The sequence below is a fragment of the Amycolatopsis pigmentata genome (genome assembly GCF_042684065.1).
In the GTDB taxonomy this organism is placed as follows: Bacteria; Actinomycetota; Actinomycetes; order Mycobacteriales; family Pseudonocardiaceae; genus Amycolatopsis_E; species Amycolatopsis_E pigmentata.
Genome location: NZ_JBHUKR010000004.1, coordinates 750,595 through 775,798 on the forward strand (window position 1 = coordinate 750,595; position 25,204 = coordinate 775,798).

At 69.0% G+C, this 25,204-nt stretch carries 9 protein-coding genes; 8 read left to right on the forward strand and 1 reads right to left on the reverse strand.

Annotation, left to right across the window (positions count from 1 at the left end; all coding sequences use genetic code 11):
* The first annotated feature begins 371 nt into the window (after positions 1–371).
* Entirely contained in the window at positions 372–590 is a 219-nt protein-coding gene (locus ACFSXZ_RS05305; RefSeq protein ID WP_378261805.1) for an MbtH family protein, read from the forward strand.
* A gap of 80 nt (positions 591–670) precedes the next feature.
* Here the strand turns inward: ACFSXZ_RS05305 and ACFSXZ_RS05310 are convergent, their stop codons facing one another.
* Positions 671–877 (reverse strand): hypothetical protein, encoded by a 207-nt coding sequence (locus ACFSXZ_RS05310; protein ID WP_378261807.1) that lies wholly within the window; start codon positions 875–877, stop codon positions 671–673.
* Between ACFSXZ_RS05310 and ACFSXZ_RS05315 the strand changes: the two genes are divergently transcribed.
* From ACFSXZ_RS05315 to ACFSXZ_RS05345, 7 genes are all read left to right on the forward strand, one after another.
* On the forward strand, positions 876–13,049 hold the full coding sequence (locus tag ACFSXZ_RS05315) for an amino acid adenylation domain-containing protein (RefSeq protein WP_378261810.1): 12,174 nt from the start codon (positions 876–878) through the stop codon (positions 13,047–13,049). The genes ACFSXZ_RS05310 and ACFSXZ_RS05315 overlap by 2 nt on opposite strands.
* Positions 13,046–16,348, forward strand: coding sequence for an amino acid adenylation domain-containing protein (locus ACFSXZ_RS05320; protein WP_378261812.1), 3,303 nt, complete (start codon positions 13,046–13,048; stop codon positions 16,346–16,348). Before ACFSXZ_RS05315 ends, ACFSXZ_RS05320 begins: the two co-directional genes overlap by 4 nt.
* Entirely contained in the window at positions 16,345–21,933 is a 5,589-nt protein-coding gene (locus tag ACFSXZ_RS05325) for an amino acid adenylation domain-containing protein (protein ID WP_378261814.1), read from the forward strand. Before ACFSXZ_RS05320 ends, ACFSXZ_RS05325 begins: the two co-directional genes overlap by 4 nt.
* 126 nt (positions 21,934–22,059) lie before the next feature.
* On the forward strand, positions 22,060–22,185 hold the full coding sequence (locus ACFSXZ_RS05330) for a hypothetical protein (protein ID WP_378261816.1): 126 nt from the start codon (positions 22,060–22,062) through the stop codon (positions 22,183–22,185).
* A complete protein-coding gene (locus ACFSXZ_RS05335; protein ID WP_378261818.1) occupies positions 22,182–23,414 on the forward strand; it encodes a cytochrome P450 in 1,233 nt (410 codons plus the stop codon). Before ACFSXZ_RS05330 ends, ACFSXZ_RS05335 begins: the two co-directional genes overlap by 4 nt.
* The gene (locus ACFSXZ_RS05340) at positions 23,411–24,433 is read left to right on the forward strand and encodes an ATP-binding cassette domain-containing protein (protein ID WP_378261821.1); all 1,023 of its coding nucleotides are present in this window, start codon (positions 23,411–23,413) and stop codon (positions 24,431–24,433) included. Before ACFSXZ_RS05335 ends, ACFSXZ_RS05340 begins: the two co-directional genes overlap by 4 nt.
* Positions 24,434–24,458: 25 nt before the next feature.
* Positions 24,459–25,193 (forward strand): ABC transporter permease, encoded by a 735-nt coding sequence (locus ACFSXZ_RS05345; protein WP_378261823.1) that lies wholly within the window; start codon positions 24,459–24,461, stop codon positions 25,191–25,193.
* Positions 25,194–25,204 lie beyond the last annotated feature (11 nt).

A 25,204-nucleotide genomic window follows, 5' to 3' on the forward strand; every position in this document is an offset into this window, starting at 1 on the left:
GCAGAACTGAGCGGACCGCGTGATCACTGTACCCGAAGGCTGTCGGCGCGGTGTTGCCCGCCGTACCAAGCGGTGCCGTATAGGTCGTTATACGTCTTGGACGGCCCGCGGGCGGACATCCGGGTTACCTCCGGGCGATGCCGGATGCCCAGTAGGCTGCTGGACGGGCCCTCGCCCTGTTACCCCGAGGTCCGGGTTCCTGCCCTGACTCGGTACCGCACACCGACCCGGCCCTCCTCGGTCAGTCCTTTGTGGACATACGCTTGGCCGCGTGCCTGAACCTGACCTGCGGCGCGCTCGATAACTCGTCGATAAGCGAACTCCATAACCTCGGCCCAGGGTATTGAGCCGAGGAGTCGAGGAGTCCGGTGATGACCAACCCGTTCGAGGACGAAGACGGTACCTACCTGGTGCTGGTCAACGACGAGGACCAGCACTCGTTATGGCCGTCCTCTTTGGAGGTGCCGGCGGGCTGGACGGTCAAGCACGGCGGCGACACCCGCCAGGCATGCCTGGACTACATCGAGCGGACCTGGACCGATATGCGCCCGAGGAGCCTCGTCGAGTTCATGGACTCCCCGCGCGACTGAACCCACCATGCTGTCCGCGGAGCGAGCCCTGCCCGCGCCGGACGCACTCCCGGGCCGCGCGGAGGCCCCCCGCGAGCTGTTCACGCGGGCACTCGACGACTCTTCTCGCTCGGCGGCCACTCGTCGCTCGCGGCCCCGCTGACCAGCCGGATCCGTGCCACCTTCGGCGTCGAACCGGCGCCGCGCTTCTGTTCGAATCGGCGACCGTCGCCGCCCTCACCGGCCGGCCGAGGCCGGGGCGGCGCGGCCGGCACCGCGCCGGACGCCAAGGCCCGAGGAGGTCTCATGATCCCGCTGTCCTTCGCCCAGCAGCGGCTGTGGTTCCTGAGCCGGCTGGAGGGGCCGAGCCCCACCTACAACGTGCCGCTGGCGGTGCGGATGTCCGGCCCGCTGGACCGGACGGCGCTGGTGGCCGCGCTGGGCGACGTGATCGCGCGGCACGAGTCGTTGCGGACGACGTTCCCCGAACGGGACGGCGAGCCCTACCAGCGGGTGCTGACCCCCGCCGACGCGCCGGTGACCCTTCCGGTGGTCGATATCGCTCCGGACGGCCTGGACGCGGCCATTGCCGAGGCCGTCGCGCAGCCCTTCACCATCGACACCGAGGTCCCGCTGCGGCTGCGACTGCTCACGCTCGGAGCGCAGGAGCACGTGCTGCTCGTCGTGACGCATCACATCATCGCCGACGGCTGGTCCACGCGGCCGTTGCTGCGGGACCTGTCCACCGCCTACGCGGCCCGCCGCCGGCAGGAAAGTCCACAGTGGAGCGAACCGACGGTGCAGTACTCGGACTACGCGCTGTGGCAACGGGAAGTGCTGGGTGCCGAGACCGATCCCGACAGCGTCATCAGCCGGCAGTTGGCACAGTGGAGCACGTTTCTCCGGGGCGCGCCGGAGGTGCTGGAACTGCCTACGGACCGGCCGCGTCCCGCCGTCGCCTCCTATCGCGGCGACAAGGTCCCGCTGCACCTGGATGCCGCGGCACACCGGGCGGCAGTGCGGCTGGCCAGGGAGACCGGAACCACCGTCTTCATGGTCGTGCAGGCCGCGCTCGCCGTGCTGTTGACCCGGCTGGGGGCCGGCACGGACATCCCGATCGGCACCGCGGTCGCCGGCCGTTCGGACGAGGCCATGGAGGACATGGTCGGATTCTTCGTCAACACCCTGGTACTGCGCACCGACACCTCGGGCGATCCCAGCTTTCGCGATCTGCTCACCCGGGTGCGCACCGCCGACCTCGACGCCTATGCCAACCAGGATGTGCCGTTCGAGCGCGTGGTCGAGTCGCTGAACCCGGCCCGCACCCTCGCCAGCCACCCGCTGTTCCAAGTGATGCTGGTACTGCAGAACGCCAACGAGGACCGGGTCGATCTGCACGGACTGCGGACGGAGGTCCTGCCGACCCCGCTGTCCGGCGTGGCCAAATTCGACCTGTCGTTCGGCGTGGCGGAGATGTCGGCGGACGACGGGGAGCCGGCGGGCATCAAGGGCACGCTGGAATACGCCGAGGAGTTGTTCGACCGGACGACCGCGCATGACCTCGCGGCCAGATTGACGCGCGTACTGGCCTCGGCCGTCGCCGACCCGAACCGGGCCATCGGCGAACTCGATCTGCTCGAGCCGGTCGAACGGCAGCGGATTCTCGTTGACTGGAACGGCACCCAGCGCCCGGCTCCGTCCGGCGACCTGGCGACGTTGTTCGAGCGACAGGTGCGACGCGACCCGCAGGCGCCCGCGTTGACCTACTGGGACATCACCGTGTCCTATGCCGAACTCAACACGCGCGCGAACCGGCTCGCCCGCCGGCTGGCCGGTCTCGGCGTCGGTCCCGAGGTCCCGGTGGCGGTACTGATGGAACGTTCTGCCGACCTCGTGGTCGCCCTGATCGCGGTGGTCAAGGCCGGTGGTGCCTATGTACCGCTGCACGCGAGTTCTCCGCGGGCCAGGTTGAGCTGGATGGTCCGTGAGACCGGCGCGCCCGTGCTGATCACCGATCGCGGCCTGGCGGGGCACGGATTCGACCACGACGCCACCGTGGTGGTGGTCGACGAACAATCGCTCGACGGACTGCCCGGCACGGACCTGGGCCCGCGGCTGACCGGCGAACATCTCGCCTACGTCATGTACACCTCGGGTTCGACCGGCAACCCCAAAGGGGTTGCCATCACCCATGCCGATGTGGTCGGACTGGCCTCGGACCACAGCTGGCGAAGCGACGCCCATCGCCGGGTATTGCTGCATTCCTCGCATGCCTTTGATGCCGTCACCTATGAGATCTGGGTGCCGCTGCTCAGCGGTGGCACGGTCGTGGTGCTCCCACCGGGCGAACTGGACGTGCGGGTCCTGCGGAGCACCATCACCCGGCAGCGGGTCACCGCGTTATGGCTCACCGCCGGGCTTTTCCGGCTGCTGGCCGAGGAGTCGCCGGACTGCCTGTCCGGCGTCCAGGAGCTGTGGACAGGTGGAGACGTGGTGCCGGCGGCCGCGATCGAGCAAGTACGCGCGCGGTGCCCGGGCTTGACCATTGTGGACGGCTACGGGCCGACCGAGACCACCACCTTCGCCACTCGCCACGTCCTGCGCCCTGGCGACCCGGTGCCGGATCCGGTGCCGATCGGCCGGGCCATGGACGACGTACGGGCATACGTGCTGGACGAAAAGCTGCGTTTGGTGGCACCCGGCGTGCCCGGAGAGCTCTATCTCGCCGGTCTCGGTCTGGCGCGTGGCTATTTCCGTCGGCAGGCGCTGACCGCGGAACGCTTTGTCGCCGCCCCGTTCGGCCGGCCGGGTGAGCGGATGTATCGGACCGGCGATCTGGTGCGGTGGAACCGCGCCGGCCGGCTGGAGTTCCTCGGCCGGGCCGACCAGCAGGTCAAGCTCCGGGGATTCCGCATTGAGCTGGGAGAGATCGAGACAGCGCTGGCCGCCCATCCCGATATCGCTCAAGCGACGGTGGTGGCCAGGGAGGACCGGCCCGGCGACCGCCTGCTGGCGGCTTATCTGGTGCCCGCGGGCGACCGGACCCCCGATGCGAACGATCTTCGACGCTCCGTCGCGGAAAGCCTGCCCGACTACATGGTCCCCACGGCGATGGTGTTCCTGACGGAAATGCCCTTGAACTCCAGCGGAAAGATCGACCGTGCCGCGCTGCCGGCACCGGTGCTCGGTACCGGACCAGCCGACCAGGGCGACCGGAGCGCGCGGGAGGAGATCCTGTGCGGGCTGTTCGCCGAAGTCCTGGGGCGCGACTCGGTGGGAGTCGATGACGGCTTCTTCGAACTGGGCGGGCATTCGCTGTTGGTGACCCGGCTGATCAGCCGGGTCAGGTCGGCACTGGGCGTGGAACTCACGGTCCGCGCGGTGTTCGAAACCCCGACCGCGGCCGGATTGGCCGCGCGCCTGGATGCCGCCTTCGCGCCACCGCAGCCCGCGTTGCGGCCGGCCGCACGCGCCGAGGTGGTGCCCTTGTCGTTCGCGCAGCAGCGACTGTGGTTCCTCCACCGGTTGGAGGGGCCGAGTCCGACATACAACATCTCGTTCGGTTTGCGGTTGCGGGGCGTGCTGAATCGCGATGCGCTGGCCTCGGCACTGCGGGATGTGGTCGCTCGGCACGAAACGCTGCGCACGATCTATCCCGAGGTCGATGGCGTCGCTCGCCAGCACGTGCTGGACCAGGTTTCCGTCGATCTGGTGATTTCCGACGTGACCGCGGCGCGGCTCACGGACGCGATCGAGCGCGCTGCCCGCCACCCGTTCGATTTGGCGACGGAGATTCCGCTGCGGGCCGAGTTGCTCGTCGCGGACGCGGAAGAGTGCACGTTGGTGCTCGTGTTGCACCACATCGCCGCTGACGGTTCGTCGCTGAATCCCTTGGTGCGAGATTTGGCGTCGGCCTACGAGGCGCGGTGTGCCGGGAAGGCGCCGGAGTGGGAACCGCTACCGGTGCAGTACGCGGACTACACGTTGTGGCAGCGGGAACTGCTGGGCGAGGAATCCGACGCGTCGAGTACCGCGAGCGGCCAAGTGGAGTTCTGGCGCCGGGAATTGCACGGAATGCCGGAACAGCTGGACCTGCCCTACGATCGTCCACGCCCGGCGGTGGCGACGTATCGCGGTGACCGGGTCGAGGTGGAGCTGTCCGCGGACGTTCATCGCGCCGTGGTGGGGTTGGCACGATCGAGCGGTGTCACGGTCTTCATGGTGCTGCAGGCCGCCCTGGCGTCCCTGTTGACGCGGCTCGGTGCCGGCACGGACATTCCGTTGGGCAGCCCCGCCGCCGGACGTACCGACGAAGCATTGACCGACCTGGTCGGGTTCTTCGTGAACACCCTGGTACTCCGCACGGACACGGCCGGCGAGCCGAGCTTCCGGGAACTGCTCGATCGTGTGCGAGCCACCGACCTCGCTGCCTACGCGCACCAGGAGCTGCCGTTCGAGCGTCTGGTGGAAATCCTCAACCCCGCCCGCTCTGCCGCACACCACCCGCTGTTCCAGGTCATGCTCGGACTTTTCCCCTACTCGGACACACATTTCGAGTTACCCGGCCTCGACGTGACCACCACGGACATCAACACCCACACCGCCAAGTTCGACCTGTTCTTCCTGCTGAACGAACAGCGGAACGCGGACGGCGCCGCCGCGGGAATCACCGGTGTGATCGAGTACGGCGCCGATATCTTCGATCGCGCGACGGTGGAGCACCTCGCGGCCCGCTGGACGAGATGGCTGAGCGATCTGCTTGCCGATCCCGATCGGCCGATCGGCGCGCATGATGTGCTGCTTCCGGTCGAACGCGGCAGATTGCTGGCCTGGAACGACACCGCGGCCGGAATTCCGCCCGAGATCATGCCGGAGATGTTCGAAGCCCGGGTACGGGACGATCCCGGCGCGATCGCGGTCGCCTGTGACGACGGGGAGTTGAGCTACGCGGAGCTGAATGTCCGGGCGAATCAGCTCGCGCGGGTGTTGATCGAGTCCGGTGCCGGACCCGAGTCGATCGTGGCCGTCCTGATGCCCCGCTGCCCCACCTTGCTGGTCACGCTGCTGGCCGTGCTGAAGGCCGGTGGCACGTATCTACCGCTCGACCCCGGATATCCGGCCGACCGTCTCGGCTACATCCTCGGCGACGCCGGCTCGGACCTGATGGTGACCACCACGGACACCGCTGACCTGCTTCCGGGATATCCCGGAAGCCGCCTGGTGCTGGATCACCCGGACACTGTCGCGCGACTGGCGCGGCAGGCGGCCACGGACATCGACAACGGTGACCGTCTCCAGCCCTTGAGGGCGGAGCATCCGGCTTACGTGATTTACACGTCTGGATCGACCGGCGTGCCCAAGGGTGTCGTGGTGACGCACGCGAACCTGACGAACTTCCTCACCGCGATGCGTGCGCCGTGCGCGCTGACTCCCGCGGACCGCCTGCTGGCGGTGACCACGGTCGCGTTCGACATCGCGGCGCTCGAGTTGTACCTGCCGCTGATTCACGGGGCCCAGGTGATCCTCGCGCCGGAGAAGACGGTCCGTGATCCGATCGCGCTTGCCGGCCTTGCCGCGCGACGCGGTTGCACGGTCGCGCAGGCCACGCCGACGATGTGGCAGGTGCTGTTGGGCACGACGACGGACGCGTTCCGGGACGTGCGGATGCTGGTAGGTGGCGAAGCACTGCCCGCTGGGCTGGCGGCCCGGATGCGCGAGCGTTCGGCCGTGGTCACCAACATGTTCGGCCCGACGGAAACGACGATCTGGTCCACGACCGCCACCGTGCGCGCCGACGAACGCACCCCGCCGATCGGTCGCCCGATCGCGAACACCCAGGCACACGTGCTGGATGGCGAGTTGCGTCCGGTGCCGATCGGGGTGGCCGGTGAACTGTACCTCGCCGGTGACGGCCTGGCCCGTGGCTATCTCGGACAGCCGGAACTCACCGCCGGGCGATTCGTCGCGAACCCCTATGGCGGGCCAGGGACGCGAATGTACCGAACAGGCGATGTCGCCCGCTGGAACTCGGGCGGTGAGCTGGAATTCGTCGGCCGAGTCGACCACCAGATCAAACTTCGCGGGTTCCGGGTGGAGCTTGGCGAGATCGAGAACGTGCTTTCGCGCCACCCCGATGTCGCTCAGTCCGCCGTTGTCGCCGGCGACCACCAACAACTGATCGCCTACGTCACCCCGCTTGACCGCTCACAATCCGCCGACGATGAATCCGCCGTACGACAAAAGGTCGGCGACTGGCAGCAGGTCTACGATTCCGCGTACGAGGAAGAAGCGAAGTCCGGCGATTTCAGTGAAAGCTTCTCGGTGTGGCGAAGCAGCTACGACGACGCGCCGATCCCGCTTTCCGAGATGCGTGCGTGGCGGGACACGACGGTCACGCGAATCCGGGGACTGCGACCACGGCGCATACTGGAGATCGGCGTGGGATCCGGTTTGCTGCTGTCCCAGCTGGCTCCGGACAGCGAGGCATACTGGGCAACGGATTTCTCGTCCATCGCCGTGACGGCGCTGGAGGACATCATCGCCGGAAATCCGGATCTCGCGGATCGGGTCGTGTTGCGAGCGCAACCCGCCGACTGCTTCGACGGCCTTCCGGCGGAGTTCTTCGACACCATCGTCATCAACTCGGTAGTGCAATACTTCCCGAACGTCGACTATCTCGTGTCGGTGCTCCGACAGGCTTTGAGCCTGGTGATCCCGGGCGGTGCGGTGTTCGTCGGAGATGTGCGGAATCACCGATTGCTACGGTGCTTCCGGGCGGCCGTCGAGGTGAGCCGCCATCCGGACGAGGATCCGGCGCAATGGCACCGATCCGTGTCGCAGGCCGTTCGGCGGGAAAAGGAACTGCTGATCGATCCGGAGTTCTTTCCGGCCTTGGGTCAGGTGCTCCCCGATGCGCCGGCGGTGGAGATCGGTGTCAAGCGAGGCGTGCCACCGAACGAGTTGAGCCGCTACCGGTACGACGTTGTGTTGCGCAGGACCAACGGCTCCGGCCCTGAGCCGGTCGGCGAGACGCCGGAACTGCGGTGGGGTGCCGACGTGGCCGACCTCGTGGCGTTGGAAGCCCGGCTGGTCGCGTCCGGCGCGACGGCGGTCCGGGTGACCGGCATGCCCAATGCCCGCCTGGTGCGGGAACTGGCCGCACTGTCCGCCATCGACGAACAGGCCCCGGCGTCGCCGACGGCACCGGTCGACCCGGATGCGTTGTACGAACTGGGTAGCCGGAACGGGTTTTCTACCGGCGTCGCCTGGTCCCTCGGCGCCGAAGACGGCAGTATCGACGCCGTTTTCACCCGCGACTCGTCGAATGCCGTTGGCGCCATTGGGATCGTGTATCCCCCCGTGGCGGGGAACCGGCCGCTCGCCGGGCACGGGAACGATCCCACCAGGCCGTACCAGGCCGACGTGCTGGGTCGGTCACTGCGGTCCTACCTGCGGCGCTGGTTGCCGGAATACATGGTGCCGGCGGTGGTGACCGTGCTGGACGAAATGCCGTTGACGACGAACGGAAAGATCGACCGGAGGGCCTTGCCCGCGCCTACGGTAGCCGGTTCGGCCGCGTCCCGGGCTCCACGGTCCGCCCAGGAAGAGATCCTGTGCGGGTTGTTCGCCGAAGTGCTGGAACTGGACTCGGTGGGGATCGACGACGGATTCTTCGACCTCGGTGGTCACTCCATCCTGGCGATCAGGCTGGCCAGCAGGATCCGGCTGGTGTTCCAGCGTGAAATCCCGGTCTGGGCGATCTTCGAGGCCGGGACGGTGGCGCGACTGGCGGCCACGCTCGATGGCGCCGACACGGGCCGCCCGGCGCTGGTGCCCGTCGAGCGTCCGCGGTACGTGCCGTTGTCGTTCGGCCAGCGCCGACTGTGGTTCTTGCACAAGCTGGAAGGTCCCAGCCCCACCTACAACATGCCGATCGCGCTGCGGCTGTCCGGGAATCTCGACCGGGCGGCACTCGAATCGGCGCTGGCCGACGTCGTGCACCGGCACGAAACGCTGCGCACGGTGTTTCCCGAACATGACGGAATCGCGTGCCAAAGCGTTCTCGACCCCGGCCAGGCGTGCCCGGAGCTGGTGGCCGTCGACGTCGACGAGGCCGGATTGCCTGCCGCGGTGCACGAGGCGGCGGACTACGCCTTCGAACTGGCCGTCGAAATTCCCGTCAAGGCATTCCTGTTCGTGCTCGGCGACGCCGAGTACGTGTTGCTGCTGCTGATACACCACATCGCCGCGGACGGTCTGTCGCTGGGGCCGCTGAGCCGGGATCTCGCTTCCGCTTACGCCGCTCGGCGGGCCGGCGAGGCACCATCGTGGACCGATCTCCCCGTGCAGTACGTCGACTACACCCTGTGGGAGCGGGAGATTCTCGGCGGGGAAGACGACCCGCACAGTCCGATCGGCCGGCAGGTGGAGTTCTGGCGGCGAACGCTCGCCGATTCTCCGCAGTTGATTTCCTTGCCGGCGGATCGGCCGCATCCGGCCGTGCCGACCCACCGAGGCGATGACGTGCGCTTCATGGTGGACGCCGCGACCCATGCCGCCATGACGGAACTGGCGCGCGGCCACGATGTCACCATGTTCATGGTCGTGCAGGCCGCGATCGTGGCTCTGCTGACCAAACTGGGCGCGGGCACCGACGTCCTGATCGGCAGCCCGGTCGCCGGACGGGCCGACAGCGCACTGGATGATCTCGTCGGCTTCTTTTCCAACAATCTGGTGCTGCGCAACGACACATCGGGCGATCCGACCTTCAGCGAACTGCTGGCCCGGGTCCGGAAGGCCAATATAGCCGCTTACGCCAATCAGGATGTGCCCTTCGATCGGCTGGTCGAGGTCCTTCAACCGGAACACTCGCTGGCCCACCACCCGCTGTTCCAGGTCAGTCTGGCCTATTCCAGCGGTACGGACGAAAAATGGGAACTGGACGGCCTGACGGTCGATATCGCGGATTTCGGCTCGGGCGGGGCGAAGCTGGACCTTCAGTTCGGGCTGGAGGAAAAGCGTACCGGGCAAGGCCGCCCGGACGGCATCGATGGGGTTCTGCAGTTCGCGGTCGACCTGTTCGACCGCGATTCGGTCGTGCGGCTTGCCGCGCGTCTGACCCGGTTGTTGTCGGCCGTCGTCGCGGCTCCCGATCTCCGGTTGAGTGAGGTCGAGGTACTGTCCGAGCGCGAACGCCGGCTGTTGCTGACGGACTACAACGCGACGGACCGGACAGTGCCGGTGGCGACGATTCCGGCGTTGTTCGCCGAGCAGGTCGCACGGGGAACGGACGCGCCGGCGGTGGTGTTCGAGGACGAGACCGTGTCGTACCGGGAGTTGGACGCGCGCGCCAATCGACTGGCGCGGTACCTGGTGGGATGTGGGGTCGGGCCGGAACGACTGGTGGCGGTGGCCCTGCCGCGGTCGGCGGCGTTGATCGTGACGTTGCTGGCGGTGCACAAGGCCGGCGCGGCCTACGTGCCGGTCGATCCGGACTATCCGCCGGACCGGATCGCCTACATCCTCGGCGATTCGGTGCCGTCGCGTGTGCTGACGACCATGGCGATCGCGGAGCGCCTGCCATCGGCACCGGGCACGGTCGTGCCGGTGGACGAGGCCGGCACCGCGGCCGCGATCGCCGCATCGCCGGAGACGGATCTCGACGATGCCGATCGGCTCGCACCGTTGGGCGTCGATTCCCCGGCCTGGGTGATTTACACGTCGGGTTCGACGGGCCGGCCAAAGGGCGTCGTGGTGTCGCATCGCGGAATCGCCAGTTTGGTCGCTGCCCAGATCGAGCGGCTCGTCGTGGGGCCGGGCAGCCGGGTGCTGCAGTTCGCCTCACTGAGTTTCGACGCGGCCGGATGGGAAATATGCATGGCGGTGCTCTCCGGTGGCTGCCTTGTCGTGGCTCCCGCACCGCGGCTGGTTCCGGGAGAACCACTGGCGGAACTGATGTCTCGGCGACGAGTGACGCATGCGACCTTGCCACCGACCGTGCTGGGCGCGATGCCCGAGGATGGATTGCCGGCGGGTATGACGTTGGTGGTCGCCGGGGAGGCGTGCCCGCCGGAACTGGTCGCCCGGTTCTCGCGGGACCGTCGAATGATCAACGCGTACGGCCCGACGGAGACGACGGTGTGTGCGACGATGAGCGCGCCGTTGCCGGCGACGGTCGTACCGCCGATCGGCCGTCCGATCGTGAACGCCAGAGGATATGTCCTGGATGCTTCGCTGCGTCCGGTGGCCCCGGGCGTAGTCGGAGAACTGTATGTGACCGGTGCCGGATTGGCGCGGGGCTACCTGAGGCGGCCCGCGCTGACCGCGCAGCGCTTCGTGGCGTGTCCGTTTGGCGATCCCGGTGCGCGGATGTACCGGACCGGGGATTTGGCCCGCTGGAATTCCCAAGGGCAGCTTGAATTCGCCGGCCGGGCCGACCGGCAGGTGAAGCTGCGGGGTTTCCGTATCGAACCGGGTGAGATCGAGGCGGTACTCGCCGCGTTCCCGGAGGTGACCCAAGCCGCCGTGGTGGTCAGGGAGGATCGCCCGGGGCACCGGCGGATCGTGGCGTATGTGGTCACCAGTGCCGATCCGGCCGCGTTGCGCGTGCGGGTGGAGGGTCTGCTGCCGGATTACCTTGTGCCTTCGGCGTTGGTGCGGCTGGCGGCCTTGCCCGTGACGCCGAACGGGAAGATCGACCATGCCGCGCTACCGGCGCCGGAAACCGGCAACGGTGTCGAACGACGACCGCGCGGGCACCGCGAGGAGACCCTTTGCCGGGTTTTCGCCGATGTGCTGGGGCTGGCCGAGGTCCATGCCGGCCAGGACTTCTTCCGCATCGGTGGAGACAGCATCCTGTCCATCGAATTGGTCGCGGGTGCCCGGCGCGCAGGCCTGGGGCTGACCGTCCGCGACATCTTTCTCCACCGCACGGTCGAGGCCCTTGCCTCCGTGGCGACCAAAGTGGACTCCGGCCCGGCCGGCCACGACGAGAACCACCGCGAGCTGGATCCGACACCGATTATCGCGTGGTTGGCCGAACTCGGCGGACCGTTCGACGGCTACAACCAGTCGGTGGCCGTGCAGGTGCCCAAGGGCGCTCGGCTCGATGAGCTGCGGTCCGCCCTGCAAGCGGTGCTCGACCGCCATGGCTCGCTGCGGTGGCGGTTGACCGTCTCGCCGGACGGTCGATGGAAGCTGGCGGACTCCGGACAGACCTCGGCCGAGGATGTGCTGTCCCGAGTGGACGTCGGTGGACTGGCCGACGATCAACTCGCCGCCGTGGTCACGGCGGAAGGTGAAGCGGCGCGGCTGCGGCTGCGGCCGGCGGACGGTGTGATGTGCCAAGCGGTGTGGTTCGACTTCGGACGACACCGTGCCGGCCGGTTGCTGTTGGTTCTCCACCATCTGGCCGTCGACGCGGTGTCCTGGCGGATTCTGCTGCCGGACTTGGCTTCGGCCTGGCGAAGCGCGGTGGCCGGTCACGTCCCTGTGGTCGAACCGGTGCTCACTTCGATGTCGACCTGGGCGCGGGCGCTGACGGAAGAGGCTCGCCGGCCGGGCCGTGTCCGCGAACTCGCGTTGTGGCAACGGGTGCTGGCCCCGGCCGGCCCGAACCTGGGTAGCCGTCCGTTGGATCCCGCGGTCGATGTCGTGCGGACAGTCCGGTCGTTTTCGGTGAGCCTGACGGCCGAGCAGACCGGCGCGTTACTGACGACGGTGCCCGCCGCCTTTCACGCCGGGATCAACGATGTACTCCTGACCGGGCTCGCCCTCGCGGTCGGCCACTGCCAGGGAGGAAGGCGCTCCGGCAGTGAGGTCGTGCTCGACCTGGAGGGACACGGTCGCGAGGACATCGTTCCCGGCCTGGACCTCACCCGGACCGTAGGGTGGTTCACCAGCCTCTATCCGGTGCGGCTCGATCCGGGACAGGTGGACTGGCAGGAAGTGCGAGCCGGTGGTCCGGGCGTCGGCCAAGCGCTCAAGGCGGTCAAGGAGCAACTCCGAACACAGCCGGACAACGGAATCGGCTATGGCTTGCTGCGCTACCTCAATGAGGAAACCGCGCCGGTGCTCGCGGCGCTTCCCCGTCCTCGACTCGCGTTCAATTATCTCGGACGGTTCGGCAGCTCGGTATCGGACGATCAGGCCGAACCCACCGACTGGGAGCAGGTCTCGGACATACCCATGCCCGCGCATCGCGACGCGGAGCAGCCCGTTCCGCATGTCCTCGAAATCAATGCCGCGGCAAGGCGCGACGGAAACGGTTCGCGGCTGGTGGCCGACTGGATGTGGCCGTCGGCGTTACTGGCCGAAGAGGAGGTTCGCGAGTTGGCCGAGGCCTGGCTGACCGCGCTACGCGGGCTGGTCCGGCACGTCGAAAGCCTCGCCGCCGGTGGCCACACCCCGTCGGATCTGTCACTGGCCCTGGATCAGGGTGAGATCGATGAACTGGAAACAGAACTGGGGACATTGCGGTGAAAACTGGCCAACGCTCGCCGGCGGAGCGGTATCGGTCGCCGGGCGAACAGAGTGCGGTCACCTCTGAGCTGTTCGCGAGGCAGGTGGTGCTGGGGGGTGCGGACGACGCGGTGGTCGCGGAGGGCGAGTCGTTGTCGTACGCGGAGTTGGAGGCGCGAGCGAACAGGCTGGCCCGGTACCTGGTGTCGGTGGGCGTGGGGCCCGAGCGCTTGGTGGGGGTGATGCTGCCGCGGTCGACGGAGCTCGTGGTCGCGTTGCTGGCGGTGCACAAGGCCGGCGGTGCCTACGTGCCGTTGGATCCGGGCTACCCCGTCGACCGCCTCGAGTTCATGGTCGCCGACTCCGCACCGGTGTGCGTGATGACAACGCGGGAATTGGCGGGACGGCTGCCTGAGGGCTCACCTCCGGTGGTGGTCGACGACCCGGCGGTGTCCAGGGCGATCGCCGAGTTTTCGAACACTCCGGTCCTGGCCGGCGAGCGGTTGGCGCCGCTCAGTGTCGATTCCCCGGCGTGGGTCATTTACACGTCGGGCTCGACCGGCAGGCCCAAGGCCGTGGTGGTCACCCACCGCGGCATCGAGACCATGGTGGCCGAGCAGAGCGAGCGGTTCGCCATCGGCCGCGGCACTCGGTTGCTGCAGTTCGCCTCGCTCAGCTTCGACGTGGCGGCCGCCGAGATCTACGGAACCCTCCTTTGTGGAGGGTGCCTGGTGCTGGCGGACGTGACCCTGGCCGGGTTGCCCGGTGTGGTGGCCGCACGGGGCGTGACGCATCTGATGATCCCGCCGGTGGCGTTGGGGACCTTGCCGGAGGGTGCGCTGCCCGAGGGGATGACGCTGATCGTGGGGGCTGACGCGTGCCCGCCGGAACTGGTGGAGCGGTGGGCTCCCGGACGGCGGATGTTCAACGCGTATGGCCCGACCGAGGCGACGGTGAACGTGACGATCAGCGAACCGTTGTCGCCGGGGGACGCGGTGGTGCCGATCGGCCGTCCGATCGCGGGGACGCGGGTCTTCGTGCTGGACCAGTGGTTGCGTCCGGTGCCCGAGGGCGTCATCGGCGAATTGTATGTGGCGGGCGCGGGATTGGCCCGCGGCTACCTGGGGCGGGCGGCGTTGACCGCGGACCGGTTCGTCGCGTGCCCGTTCGGCCCGCCGGGCACCCGGCTGTACCGGACCGGGGATCAGGTGCGGCGGAACCAGCACGGCGAGCTGGTGTTCGCCGGCCGCACGGACGGGCAGGTGAAGGTGCGGGGGTTCCGCATCGAACTGGGCGAGATCGAGGCCGCCCTGTGGCGACATCCCGCGGTGGCGCAGGCCGCGGTGATCGTGCGAGAGGACCGGCCGGGCGACCGCCGGTTGGTGGCCTACGTCGTACCGGGCGGCGAGCCGGCTCCGGCGGACGAGTTGCGCCGGCAGGTCGCGGGCCTGCTCCCCGAGTACATGGTGCCTTCGGCGTTCGTGACGCTGGACAAGTTGCCGGTGACGCCCAACGGCAAGCTGGACCGGGACGGGCTGCCCGCGCCCGGCAACGAGGTCGAAGCCGAGGTGGCCGACGGCCCGCGCGACGCGCGTGAGGAAATCCTCCGCGGTCTGTTCGCCGAGGTGCTCAACCTGTCCCACGTCAATCCCGGCCAGGACTTCTTCGCCCTCGGCGGCGACAGCATCATCGCCATCGAACTCGTCGCCGCCGCACGCCGGGCCGGCCTCGTCCTGACGGTGCGGGAGGTCGTGGAACTGCGCACCGTCGCCGCGCTCGCCTCGGTGGCCGCGTGGGACGAATCACCGGCGGCCGAACCGGACGACGACGACGGCGAGTTCGGTCCCCTGCCGATCATGGGCTGGCTGCGCGAGCTCACCGACCACTACGACGGTTTCAACCAGTCCGTCGCGGTGCGCCTGCCTCGCGGCATCCGGCGGGACGACCTCGAAGCGGCGCTGCGAGCCGTGGTCGACCACCACGAATCGTTGCGCCAGCGGCTCACCGTCACCCCGGATGGCCAGTGGAGGTTCACCGTCCAGCCGGCCGGTGAGCCCGCGGTCGGCCGGCTGCTGCGCCGGGTCGACCTCGCCGGGGCGAGCGACGACGAGATCGCCACGACGACCGCTGCCGAGGCCGAGGCCGCACGGGACCGGCTGTCCCCACGGGACGGCCTGCCGTTGCAGGCGGTGTGGTTCGACCTGGGGCAGGCCCGGCCGGGACGACTGCTGGTGGTCGTGCACCACCTGTCCGTCGATGTGGTGTCCTGGCGGATCCTGGTACCGGACCTGGCATCGGCCTGGCGGCACGCGGCGGCCGGCGACACGCCGCTGCTGGATCCGGTGCCGACCCCGGCCCGGACCTGGGCCCGAGGGCTGGCCGTGGAGTCCTGCCGGTCGGGCCGGGTGGCCGAGCTCGGCACCTGGCAGCGGTTGCTCGCCGGAGTCGAGCCGCCGCTGGGCAACCGAAAGCTTGACCCGGCGGTGGACGTCGCCGGCACTTTGCGCTATCTGTCCACCTCGCTCCCGGTGGAACAGACCGTGCCGCTGCTGACCACGGCGCCGGCGGCGTTCCACGCCGGAGTCACCGATGTGCTGCTGACCGGGCTGGCCATCGCCGTCAACCGGTGGCGGGACCGGACGGGCGGCGCGGTACTGCTCGATCTGGAGGGCCACGGCCGTCAGGACGTGGTACCCGGAGCCGACCTGTCCCGCACGGTGGGCTGGTTCACCAGCATGTACCCGGTGCGGCTGGATCCCGGCCCGGCCGGCAGGCAGGCGATCAGCGCGGGCGGGCCGGCGATCGGCCGCGCTCTCCGGGCGGTCAGGGAACAGTTGCGCGCCATACCCGACCATGGCATCGGGTTCGGCCTGCTGCGTTATCTGAACCCGGAGACCGCGCCGGCCCTCGCCGCCCTTCCTGTCCCGCAACTGGGGTTCAACTACGTCGGCCGGTTCGGGGTCAGCTCCGGAGACAGCGCCGGGGAGGACTGGGGCCAGGTGGATGACATCGGCAAACCCCCGATCCTCGACCCCGCCCAAGCCGTACCGCATGTCCTGGAGATCAACGCGGCGGCGATCGACGGACCGGACGGGCCCAGCCTGTCGGTGACCTGGGCCTGGCCCGAGGCGCTGCTGGCCGAGCCCGACGTGGCCGAGTTGGCCGAGGCGTGGTTCGACGTGCTGCGGGCGTTGGCCAGGCACTCGCTGGATCCAAGCGCGGGCGGCCTCACCCCATCGGACCTGTCGATCGAGCTCGCGCAGGCCGAGATCGACGAGCTGGAAGCCGAACTGGAAGCCGAACAGGGAGCTCTGGAGTGACCAAGTCAGTGCTCGAGGACGTGGTGCCGCTCACCCCGCTGCAGGAAGGCATGTTCTTCCATGCCACCTACGACGACGATGCGGTCGACGTCTACCAGGCGCAGTGCGTGCTCGCACTGACCGGCAGGCTGGAGCCTGAGCTGCTCCGGACGGCCGCGGCGAGCCTGGTCCGCCGGTACCCGTTGCTGCGATCCGGTTTCCGGCTGCGCAGGACGGGCGAGCCGATCCAGGTCATCTACCGCGAGATCCCGCTCGAGTGGTCCGAAGTGGACCTGTCCACGCTCGACGCCGGCCGGCGGGACCGGGAACTCGGCGCGCTGCTGGCCGCCGACCGGGTGGCCCGGTTCGACCTCGGGCGACCGCCGCTGCTGCGGTTCACCCTGATCAAGATCGCCAGTGACGAATACCGGCTGGTGCTGACCAACCACCACATCCTGGTCGACGGCTGGTCCTTGGCGGTGCTGATAGAGGACCTGTTCGCGCTCTACACCAGTGATGGCGACCAGGCCGGGCTGCCACGGGTCACTCCCTACCGGGACTTCCTGGCCTGGATGTCCGAACAGGACAGTGGAGAGTCGTTGCGAGCGTGGCAGGTCGCGCTGGCCGAAGTGGTCCAGCCGACGCTGGTGGCTCCGGACGCGAGCCTGGGCTCCGAGTTGCCCGCGCGGACCGATGTCCGGCTCGACCCGGAGGTGGGTGCGAGACTGCAGCAGTTCGTCCTGTCGACCGGCCTGACCGCGAACATCGTGGTGCAGGCGGCCTGGGCGACGGTGCTTCAGGCCATCACCGGGCGCGAGGACGTGGTGTTCGGCACCCTTGTGTCCGGCAGGCCGCCGGAGATCGACGGCGTCGGGAACATGGTCGGGATGTTCATCAACACGGTGCCCGTGCGGGTCCGGCTGCGGCCCGGGGCGAGTGCCGCGGACAACCTGGCCCGGCTCGCGGACGAGCAGTCCCGGCTCATGGCGCACCAGTACCTCCGGTTGACCGATGTCACCCGGCAGACCGGCCTGGCCACCCTGTTCGACACCTTCGTGGTGTTCGAGAACTACCCGGTCGACCTGTCCGCGCGGCAGGTCGCGCCGGGGCTGCGACTGACCGGGATCACCGGCGACGACGCCGCGCATTACCCGCTTCGCTTGGCGGCCAGGCTGACCGGCGACCGCCTGCACGCCGTGCTGGAGTACCGGCGGGACCTGTTCGGCGATGCCACGGCACACTGGGTCGCGGACGCGTTCGCCCGCGCGCTGCGCCGGCTGATCGACGCGGCGGACGCCCCGCTGGGCAGGCCGGTCACTCTGCCCGAAGACGATCGGGGCACGCTGTTCGGCGATCTGTCCCGGGGAGCCGCCCCCGCCCGGACCGGCGACGCGCCCTCCTCGTCCCGGCTACGGGATCCGAGAGAGGAAATCCTGTGCGGCCTGATCGCCGATGTGCTGAAACGGGAACGGGTCGCGCCGGACGAGGACTTCTTCGCCATCGGCGGGCACTCGCTGAGCGCCATCCGGTTGCTGTCCCGCGTCCGGGCCGTGTTCGGTGTGGAGCTGCCGGTCCGGGCGGTCTTCGAGGCGCCGACCGCCACCGTTTTGGCGGCACGGCTGGATGAAGCGGGCACGGCCAGGCCGGTGCTGCGGCGGGCGGCGAGGCCGGACCGGCTCCCGTTGTCCTTCGCCCAGCAGCGGCTGTGGTTCACGCACCAGGTCGAAGGGCCCAGCGCGAACTACAACCTGCCGATGTCGGTCCGGCTGACCGGTGAGCTCGATCAGGCGGCACTGGTGGCCGCGCTCGGTGATGTGGTGGGCAGGCACGAGAGCCTGCGCACGTTGTTCGTCGAGATGGACGGCATGCCCTACCAGCAAGTGCTGCCGCCTGCCCAGGCCCGCCCCGTGGTCGAGTTCGTCGATGTCACCGGCGAGGACCTGGCCGCCGCGATGCTGCGGGCCGCGACCACCACCTTCGATCTGGCCACCGAATTGCCGATACGGGCCTGGGTGTTCGCCACCGGCCCGCGCGAGCACGTGTTGTTGATGCTGGCCCATCACATCGCCAGCGACGGCTGGTCCGCCGGGCCGCTGAGCCGTGACCTCGTCAGCGCGTATACCGCGCGTCGCGCCGGACGACTGCCGGACTGGCCGGCACTACCGGTGCACTACGCGGATTACACGCTGTGGCAACGGGAATGGCTCGGCTCGGAGTCCGATCCGGACAGTCCGCTCAGCACCCAGCTGGAGTTCTGGCGGCGCTACCTGGCCGATCTGCCCAGCCAACTCGACCTGCCGACCGACCGGCCGCGCCCGGTGACGCCGAGCTACCGGGGCGACGTGGTGGCCTTCGATGTCGACGCCGCCGTGCACCGCCGGCTGGCCGGCCTCGCCCGCGCCGGCCAGTCCAGCATGTTCATGGTGGTGCACGCGGCGATCGCCGCCCTGCTCACCCGGCTGGGCGCGGGTACCGATGTAGCGCTGTGCACCGTTGTCGCCGGCCGGAACGACCAGGTGCTCGACGACTTGGTCGGGTTCTTCGTGAACACCCTGGTGCTGCGCACGGACACCTCGGGCGAGCCCAGCTTCCGGGACCTGGTCGGCCGGGTCCGGCAGGCCGACCTGGCGGCGTTCGCCCACCAGGATGTGCCGTTCCAGCGCGTGGTCGCGATGGCCAACCCGACGCGGTCCGCCGCGCGGCACGCGCTTTTCCAAGTGATGCTGGTGTTCCAGAACAACGAAGGGCCGGCGCTGGACATGCCGGGCCTGAGCGTGGAGGCCGAGGACTTCGGCATCGGCGTCGCCAGGCTCGACCTGTCCTTCACCGTCGCCGAGCGGTTCACGGACGGGGAGCCTAACGGGATTCACGGCACGCTCGACTACGCGACCGATCTCTTCGACGCCGATACCGCACAGGCCATCGCGGACCGGCTGCCGCGGCTGCTGGCGCAGGTCGCGGACAACCCGGACCTCCACCTCGGTGGGCTGGACCTGCTGTCCGAGACGGAACGCGGCCAATTGGTGGCCACTGGTGACGACGTCGAGGCCGATCCCCCCGCCACCTTGGCCGCCCTGTTCACGGCCCAGGCCAGGAAAACCCCTGACCGCCCGGCGGTCGAGGACGGCGGAGCGACGGTCAGCTACGCGGAGTTGGACACGCGCGCCAACCGGTTGGCGCACTACCTGATCGGCCTCGGCATCGGGCCGGAAGACATGGTCGCGCTGGCCCTGCGCCGGTCCGTCGAATTCGTGGTGGCCCTGCTGGCCGTCACCAAGGCCGGGGCCGCGTACGCGCCGGTCGACCCGGACGATCCCGCCACGCGGTTCGACCGCCTGCTCGCCGACCTCGCTCCGGCGGTGGTCTTGACCACCCGGTCTGTCGACGGGCCGGTTCGAGGAGGCGCCAAGATCGTCGAACTGGACGACCTCGACCTGACGGGGCTGCCCGCCACCGAGCCGACCGACGCGGTTCGCACCGCGCCGCTACGGCCCGCAAACCCCGCGTACGTGCTGTACACGTCCAGCGCCACCGGGAGCTCGCGCGGGGTCGTGGTCACCCACGACGGACTGGCCGGCCTCGCCGCCAACCAGCGCGCGCACTACCGGATCACCTCCGATTCCAGGGTGCTCCAGTTCGCCTCACCCGGCACCGACGTGTCGGTCGCCGAACTCACCCTGGCCCTGCTGTCCGGAGCCTGCCTGGTGGTGCCGCCGCGCCGGCCGGCCGGCGCGGACCTGGCCGGCGAGTTGGACCGGCTGCGCATCACCCACGTGCACGTGCCGCCGTCGGCGATGCTCGCCGTGCCCACGGTGTCGCTGCCTCACCTGTGTGCGTGGATCACCGGCGCGGAGCCATGCCCCGAGAAACTGATCGACCACTGGTCGCGGGACCGGTTGGTGCTCAGCGCGTACAGGCAGACCGAGGCGACCGTTGACGTGACCTGCGCGCGGTACCGGCCCGGCGACCGCTCCCCCGGCATCGGCCGGCCGATCCGCGGCGTACGGACCTATGTGCTGGACGCCGCACTGCGGCCGGTCCCGCCCGGGGTGACCGGCGAACTGTACATCGCGGGCTCCGGCCTTGCCCGCGGCTATTTCGGCCGGCCCGGGCTGACCGCCGAACGCTTCGTGGCCAACCCGTTCGGTCCGCCGGGGGCACGGCTGTATCGCACCGGAGATCTCGCGCGGTGGCGGCGAGACGCCGGGCCGACGGCCACGCGGTGGCGGCTGGATCTGGCCGGGCGCGGGGAGGACCGGGTCGAGATCCGTGGTTTCCGGGTGGAGCTCGGCGAGGTCGAAATGGTGCTGCGGCGGCATGACCGGGTCGCCGCGGCAGCAGCGGTGGTACGCGAGGGCCGGCCCGGCGCGCGCCGGCTGGTCGCCTACGTGGTGCCGGCCGGTGAGCCGGCCTCGGCGGACGAGCTGCGCGAGTATCTCGCCAGCCGGCTCCCCGAGTACATGGTGCCCTCGGCGTTCGTGACCGTGGCCGATTTGCCGTTGACTCCCAACGGAAAGCTGGACCGGGCCCGGTTGCCCGTGCCGCCGGCCGAGGTGCGGCCAGTCGGCCGCGCACCGAAAAGCCTGCGGGAATACGTATTGTGCCGGCTGTTCGCCGAAGTACTCGGTGTGCCCGAAGTCGATCCGGATGATGATTTCTTCGAGCTGGGCGGCAGTCCCCCGCTGTGTGCCCGGTTGGCCGCTCGAGTGCGCTCGGCGCTGGCCGTAGACCTGACCGCCCGCGCGGTGGCCGGCGCGGCGACCCCGGCCGGCGTCGCCGCGCTGCTGGATCGCGCGGCCGGCGAACTGGGCGCGTTCAACCGGGTGCTGCCGCTACGCGCCGAAGGCGACTTACCGGCGTTGTTCTGCCTGCCTCAGGTCACCGGGATGAGCTGGAGGTACGTCAACCTGCTGAGTTCGCTTGATTCCCGGGTCCCGGTGTACGCGCTGCAATCCAAGTGGCTTACCGAAGACGGCCCGCTGCCGGACAGCCTCGCCGAGATCGCCGCCGACTGCGCCGACGCCATCCGCGACATCCAGCCCGAGGGGCCCTATCACCTGCTCGGCTGGTCCTTCGGGGGAAACCTCGCACAGCCGATCGGCGTGCAACTGCGACGGGCCGGCGAGCGAGTGGGCCTGCTGGGGATCCTGGACACGTATCCGCCGGAGCCCGGGCGGATCGGCCGGCACGACGAACGTTACGTGCTGGCCAACATGTTGACCGGATACGCCGAGTACTACGGCGACCAGGACGTGCGGCCGCGGTCCGACCTCGCGGCCCTGCGTGCCCAGGTTCTCGGCTACCTCGGTCGCGGCCGCAGCGAGTTGCACTACCTGTCCGTCGCCGAACGGTCCCGGGCCCTGGACGTCATGGTCAACAACGTGCAGGGTCTGCTGGCCGAAGAGCCGGACCGCTACGCCGGCGAGGTGGACCTGGTGGTCGCCGACCGTGGCCGCAAACCTTGGGAGACCCCGGAGAGCTGGGAGTCCCGTGTGGAGGGATCGATCCGGGTGACCAGAGTGGACTGCCGGCACGAGGAACTGATGGACGCCGGACCGGTGGCCGAGATCTGCGCGGCGCTGACTCCGCGCCTGATGGAGAAATGAGCGGGGCTACTCGGCTGTGCGGATCCGAGCGTGGCGGGAAACGAGCCGCCGAGAACCCGGTTCGATAACTCGGCGATAAGTGGAATACATAACCTCGGCGCGAGGCCTGAGCAAAGGAGTCGAGTGATGGCGAACCCGTGCGGGAACGAAGACGGTACCGGTCCTCGACGACTACGTGACGAGCGGCGGGCGGTGCTTGCGGGGTCGTTGCCGGGGTACCTGCCGCGGCCCGGCGAGGAGGTCGACGGATGAGTGCCGCGGTGCCGGATCTCGGAAATCCCGATCTGTACCGATCGGACGCCCGCTTCGCGATGTGGCGGGATTATGCGGTCGCCGATGAACTGGTATGGAGTGAACCGGGCAGCTCACCGCACGGATTCTGGTCGGTGTTCTCCCATGAGGCGTGCCGCGGTGTGCTCGCGCCTTCGGCGCCGTTCACGTCCGAGTACGGCATGATGATCGGGTTCGACGCCGAGACTCCGGACCACGCGGGCGGACGCATGCTGGTGGTCACCGACGGCGAGCACCATACCCATCTCCGACGGCTGATCACACCATTCCTGTCCCGGACGAACGCGACCACGCTGGACCGGTTCATCGATACCGAGGTGCGGAAGTGCCTAGCCGAAGCCCTCGCGGCCGGGCGGGTCGACGTCGCCATGACAGTCGGGCCAAGGCTGCCCGCCGCGGTGGTCTGCGAGATACTCGGCGTGCCGCCGGAGGACCGGGAGCGGCTCGTCGAACTGACCAATCACGCTTTCGGTGGCAGTGACGGCACGTTCGACAAAATGTCGCCGAGCGAGGCGCATTCCGAAATACTGATGTATTTTTACGAACTCGTCGAACGGCGGCGATCCGCACCCGGCGACGATCTGGTGAGCACGCTGGTGTCCGACGGCGGGCTCAGTGTTCGAGACGTCCTGTTCAACTGCGACAACGTCCTGATCGGCGGTAACGAGACCACCCGGCATTCGATCACCGGGTGCTTTCACGCGTTGAGCACGGTGCCGGACGCGTTGGACCGGCTGCGGGCGGACCCCACGCGGATCCGGACGGTGGTCGAAGAAGTCATTCGATGGACGTCACCGGCCATGCACGTGCTACGGGTCGCCACGGAGAAGGTCGAGGTCTGCGGCCGGACCCTGCCGGCCGGAAGCCCGGTGGCGGCATGGCTGCCCGCCGCCAACCGCGATGAGCGAGTGTTCCAGGAACCACAACGGTTCCTGATGGACCGGCAGCCGAACAAACATCTCGGGTTCGGCAACGGGCCTCATCACTGTCTTGGCGCGGCACTGGCACGCGCCGGCCTCACCGCGTTGTTGCGGGCGCTCGTCGAGCAGGTGCGCTCGGTCACGGTCACCGGGCCGCCGGAATGGCTGCGCAGCAATCTCACCCAGGGCTATCTGCATCTGCCGGTGGAACTCGAACCGATGCCGACGGCCGCCGATCTCGAGGTCACCGCGCGGCAGGGACGCCGATGACCACCGCGATTCAGGCCCAGGGGCTGGTGAAACACTTCGGTGACGTCCGTGCCGTCAACGGGGTCGACCTCGATGTGGCCGCCGGCACCGTACTCGGCCTGCTCGGGCCGAACGGCGCCGGCAAGACCACGACGATTCGCATGCTGGCCACCCTGCTGCGGCCGGACGCGGGACGGGCGTGGGTCGCCGGGCACGAGATCAGCGACCGGCCGGACCTCGTCCGCGAATCGATAGGTCTCACCGGGCAGTACTCCATGGTGGACGTCGACATCTCCGGCCGCGAGAACCTCTACCTGTTCGCCCGGCTGCTGGACTTTCCGCGGCGCAAGGCATGGGCGAGAGTGGACGAACTACTCGACCGGCTGGAACTGACCAGGGTGGCAGGCCGGCACGTGTCCACCTATTCCGGCGGACTCCGGCGCCGGCTGGACTTGGCGGCCAGCCTCATCGGGCGGCCGAAAGTGCTCTACCTCGACGAACCGACGACCGGACTGGATCCACACAGCCGCAACGGCTTGTGGGAGATCGTGCGAGAACTGGCCGCGCAGGGCACCAGCGTGCTGCTGACCACCCAGTACATGGCGGAGGCCGAGGAACTGGCCGACCACGTGGCGGTCATGGACGACGGTGCCGTGATCGCCTCCGGTCCGATCGCGGAACTGTGCGCCAAGGTCGGCGGGACGGTGCTGCGTGTGCGACCGGCACCCTCGGTGCCGCCGGACGCGGTGGTGTCGGCGTTCACCGACGCCGGGCTCGGGGCGGTCAGAGCCGACGAGGGGACCGGCCTGGTTTCGCTGACGATCAGTCAGGACGACCAGCTCACCAGGGCGGTCCGGACGTTGGGCGAAACCGGTCTGCCGCTGGTGAGCGTCGATACGCATACCCCAGGCCTGGACGAGGTGTTCCTGGCCCTGACCGGGCACACACCGAACACCGAGCAAAGGCGGAAGGCGGGAGAGGAATCGGATGGACCCTTCGCAGACCCTGCCCATTTTGGCCCCGGGCAGGTCGACGACTGATCCGCGACGGGTGTTTCGCCAGTCCATGGCGATCTGCCGGCGCAATCTCCTGCACATGCGGGGTTCGCCGATGCAGCTGGTTTCCACCGCGATCTTCCCGATGCTGTTCGGGGTGGTCCTGATCTACGTTTTCGGGGGCGCGATCAGCAATGGCCGCATGGACTACAAGGAGTACGTGCTGCCGGGAATCACCTTCCAAACCGTCGCCGTCGCGTCCAGGCTGACCGGGACCTGGTTGAATCTGGATTTCACCACCGGGATGATGGACCGGTTCCGCTCGTTTCCCATCGCGCGCTCGTCGGTACTGATCGGGCGGATCACCGCCGATCTGTGCCGCATGATCATCGTCCTGCTCCTGATGTCCGCGTTCGGGTTCGCCATCGGATTCCGGGTGTCCGGCGGTCCCCTGGCCGTACTCGCTTCGATGCTGCTCATGGTGGGTCTCGGCGTCGCGCTGTCCTGGGTGTCGGCGTTCATCGGCCTGGTTCTGCGGCGGCCACAATCCGTTCAGATGACCGCGTCACTGTGGATGATCCCCTTACAGTTCGGTAGTTCCATGTTCGTGCCGCCCGACACGATGCCGGGCTGGTTGCGGGTGTTCGCCGAGGTGAATCCGGTGACCCTGGTGTGCGACGCCTCTCGTGATCTCCTGACCGGTGCCGATGCCGCGCGGCCGGTGCTGGGCACCATTTTGTGGATCCTCGGGACGATCACGGTTTTCGGTCCCTTGACCGTCATGCGCTACGCCCGCCGGGTCTGAACCGCACACCG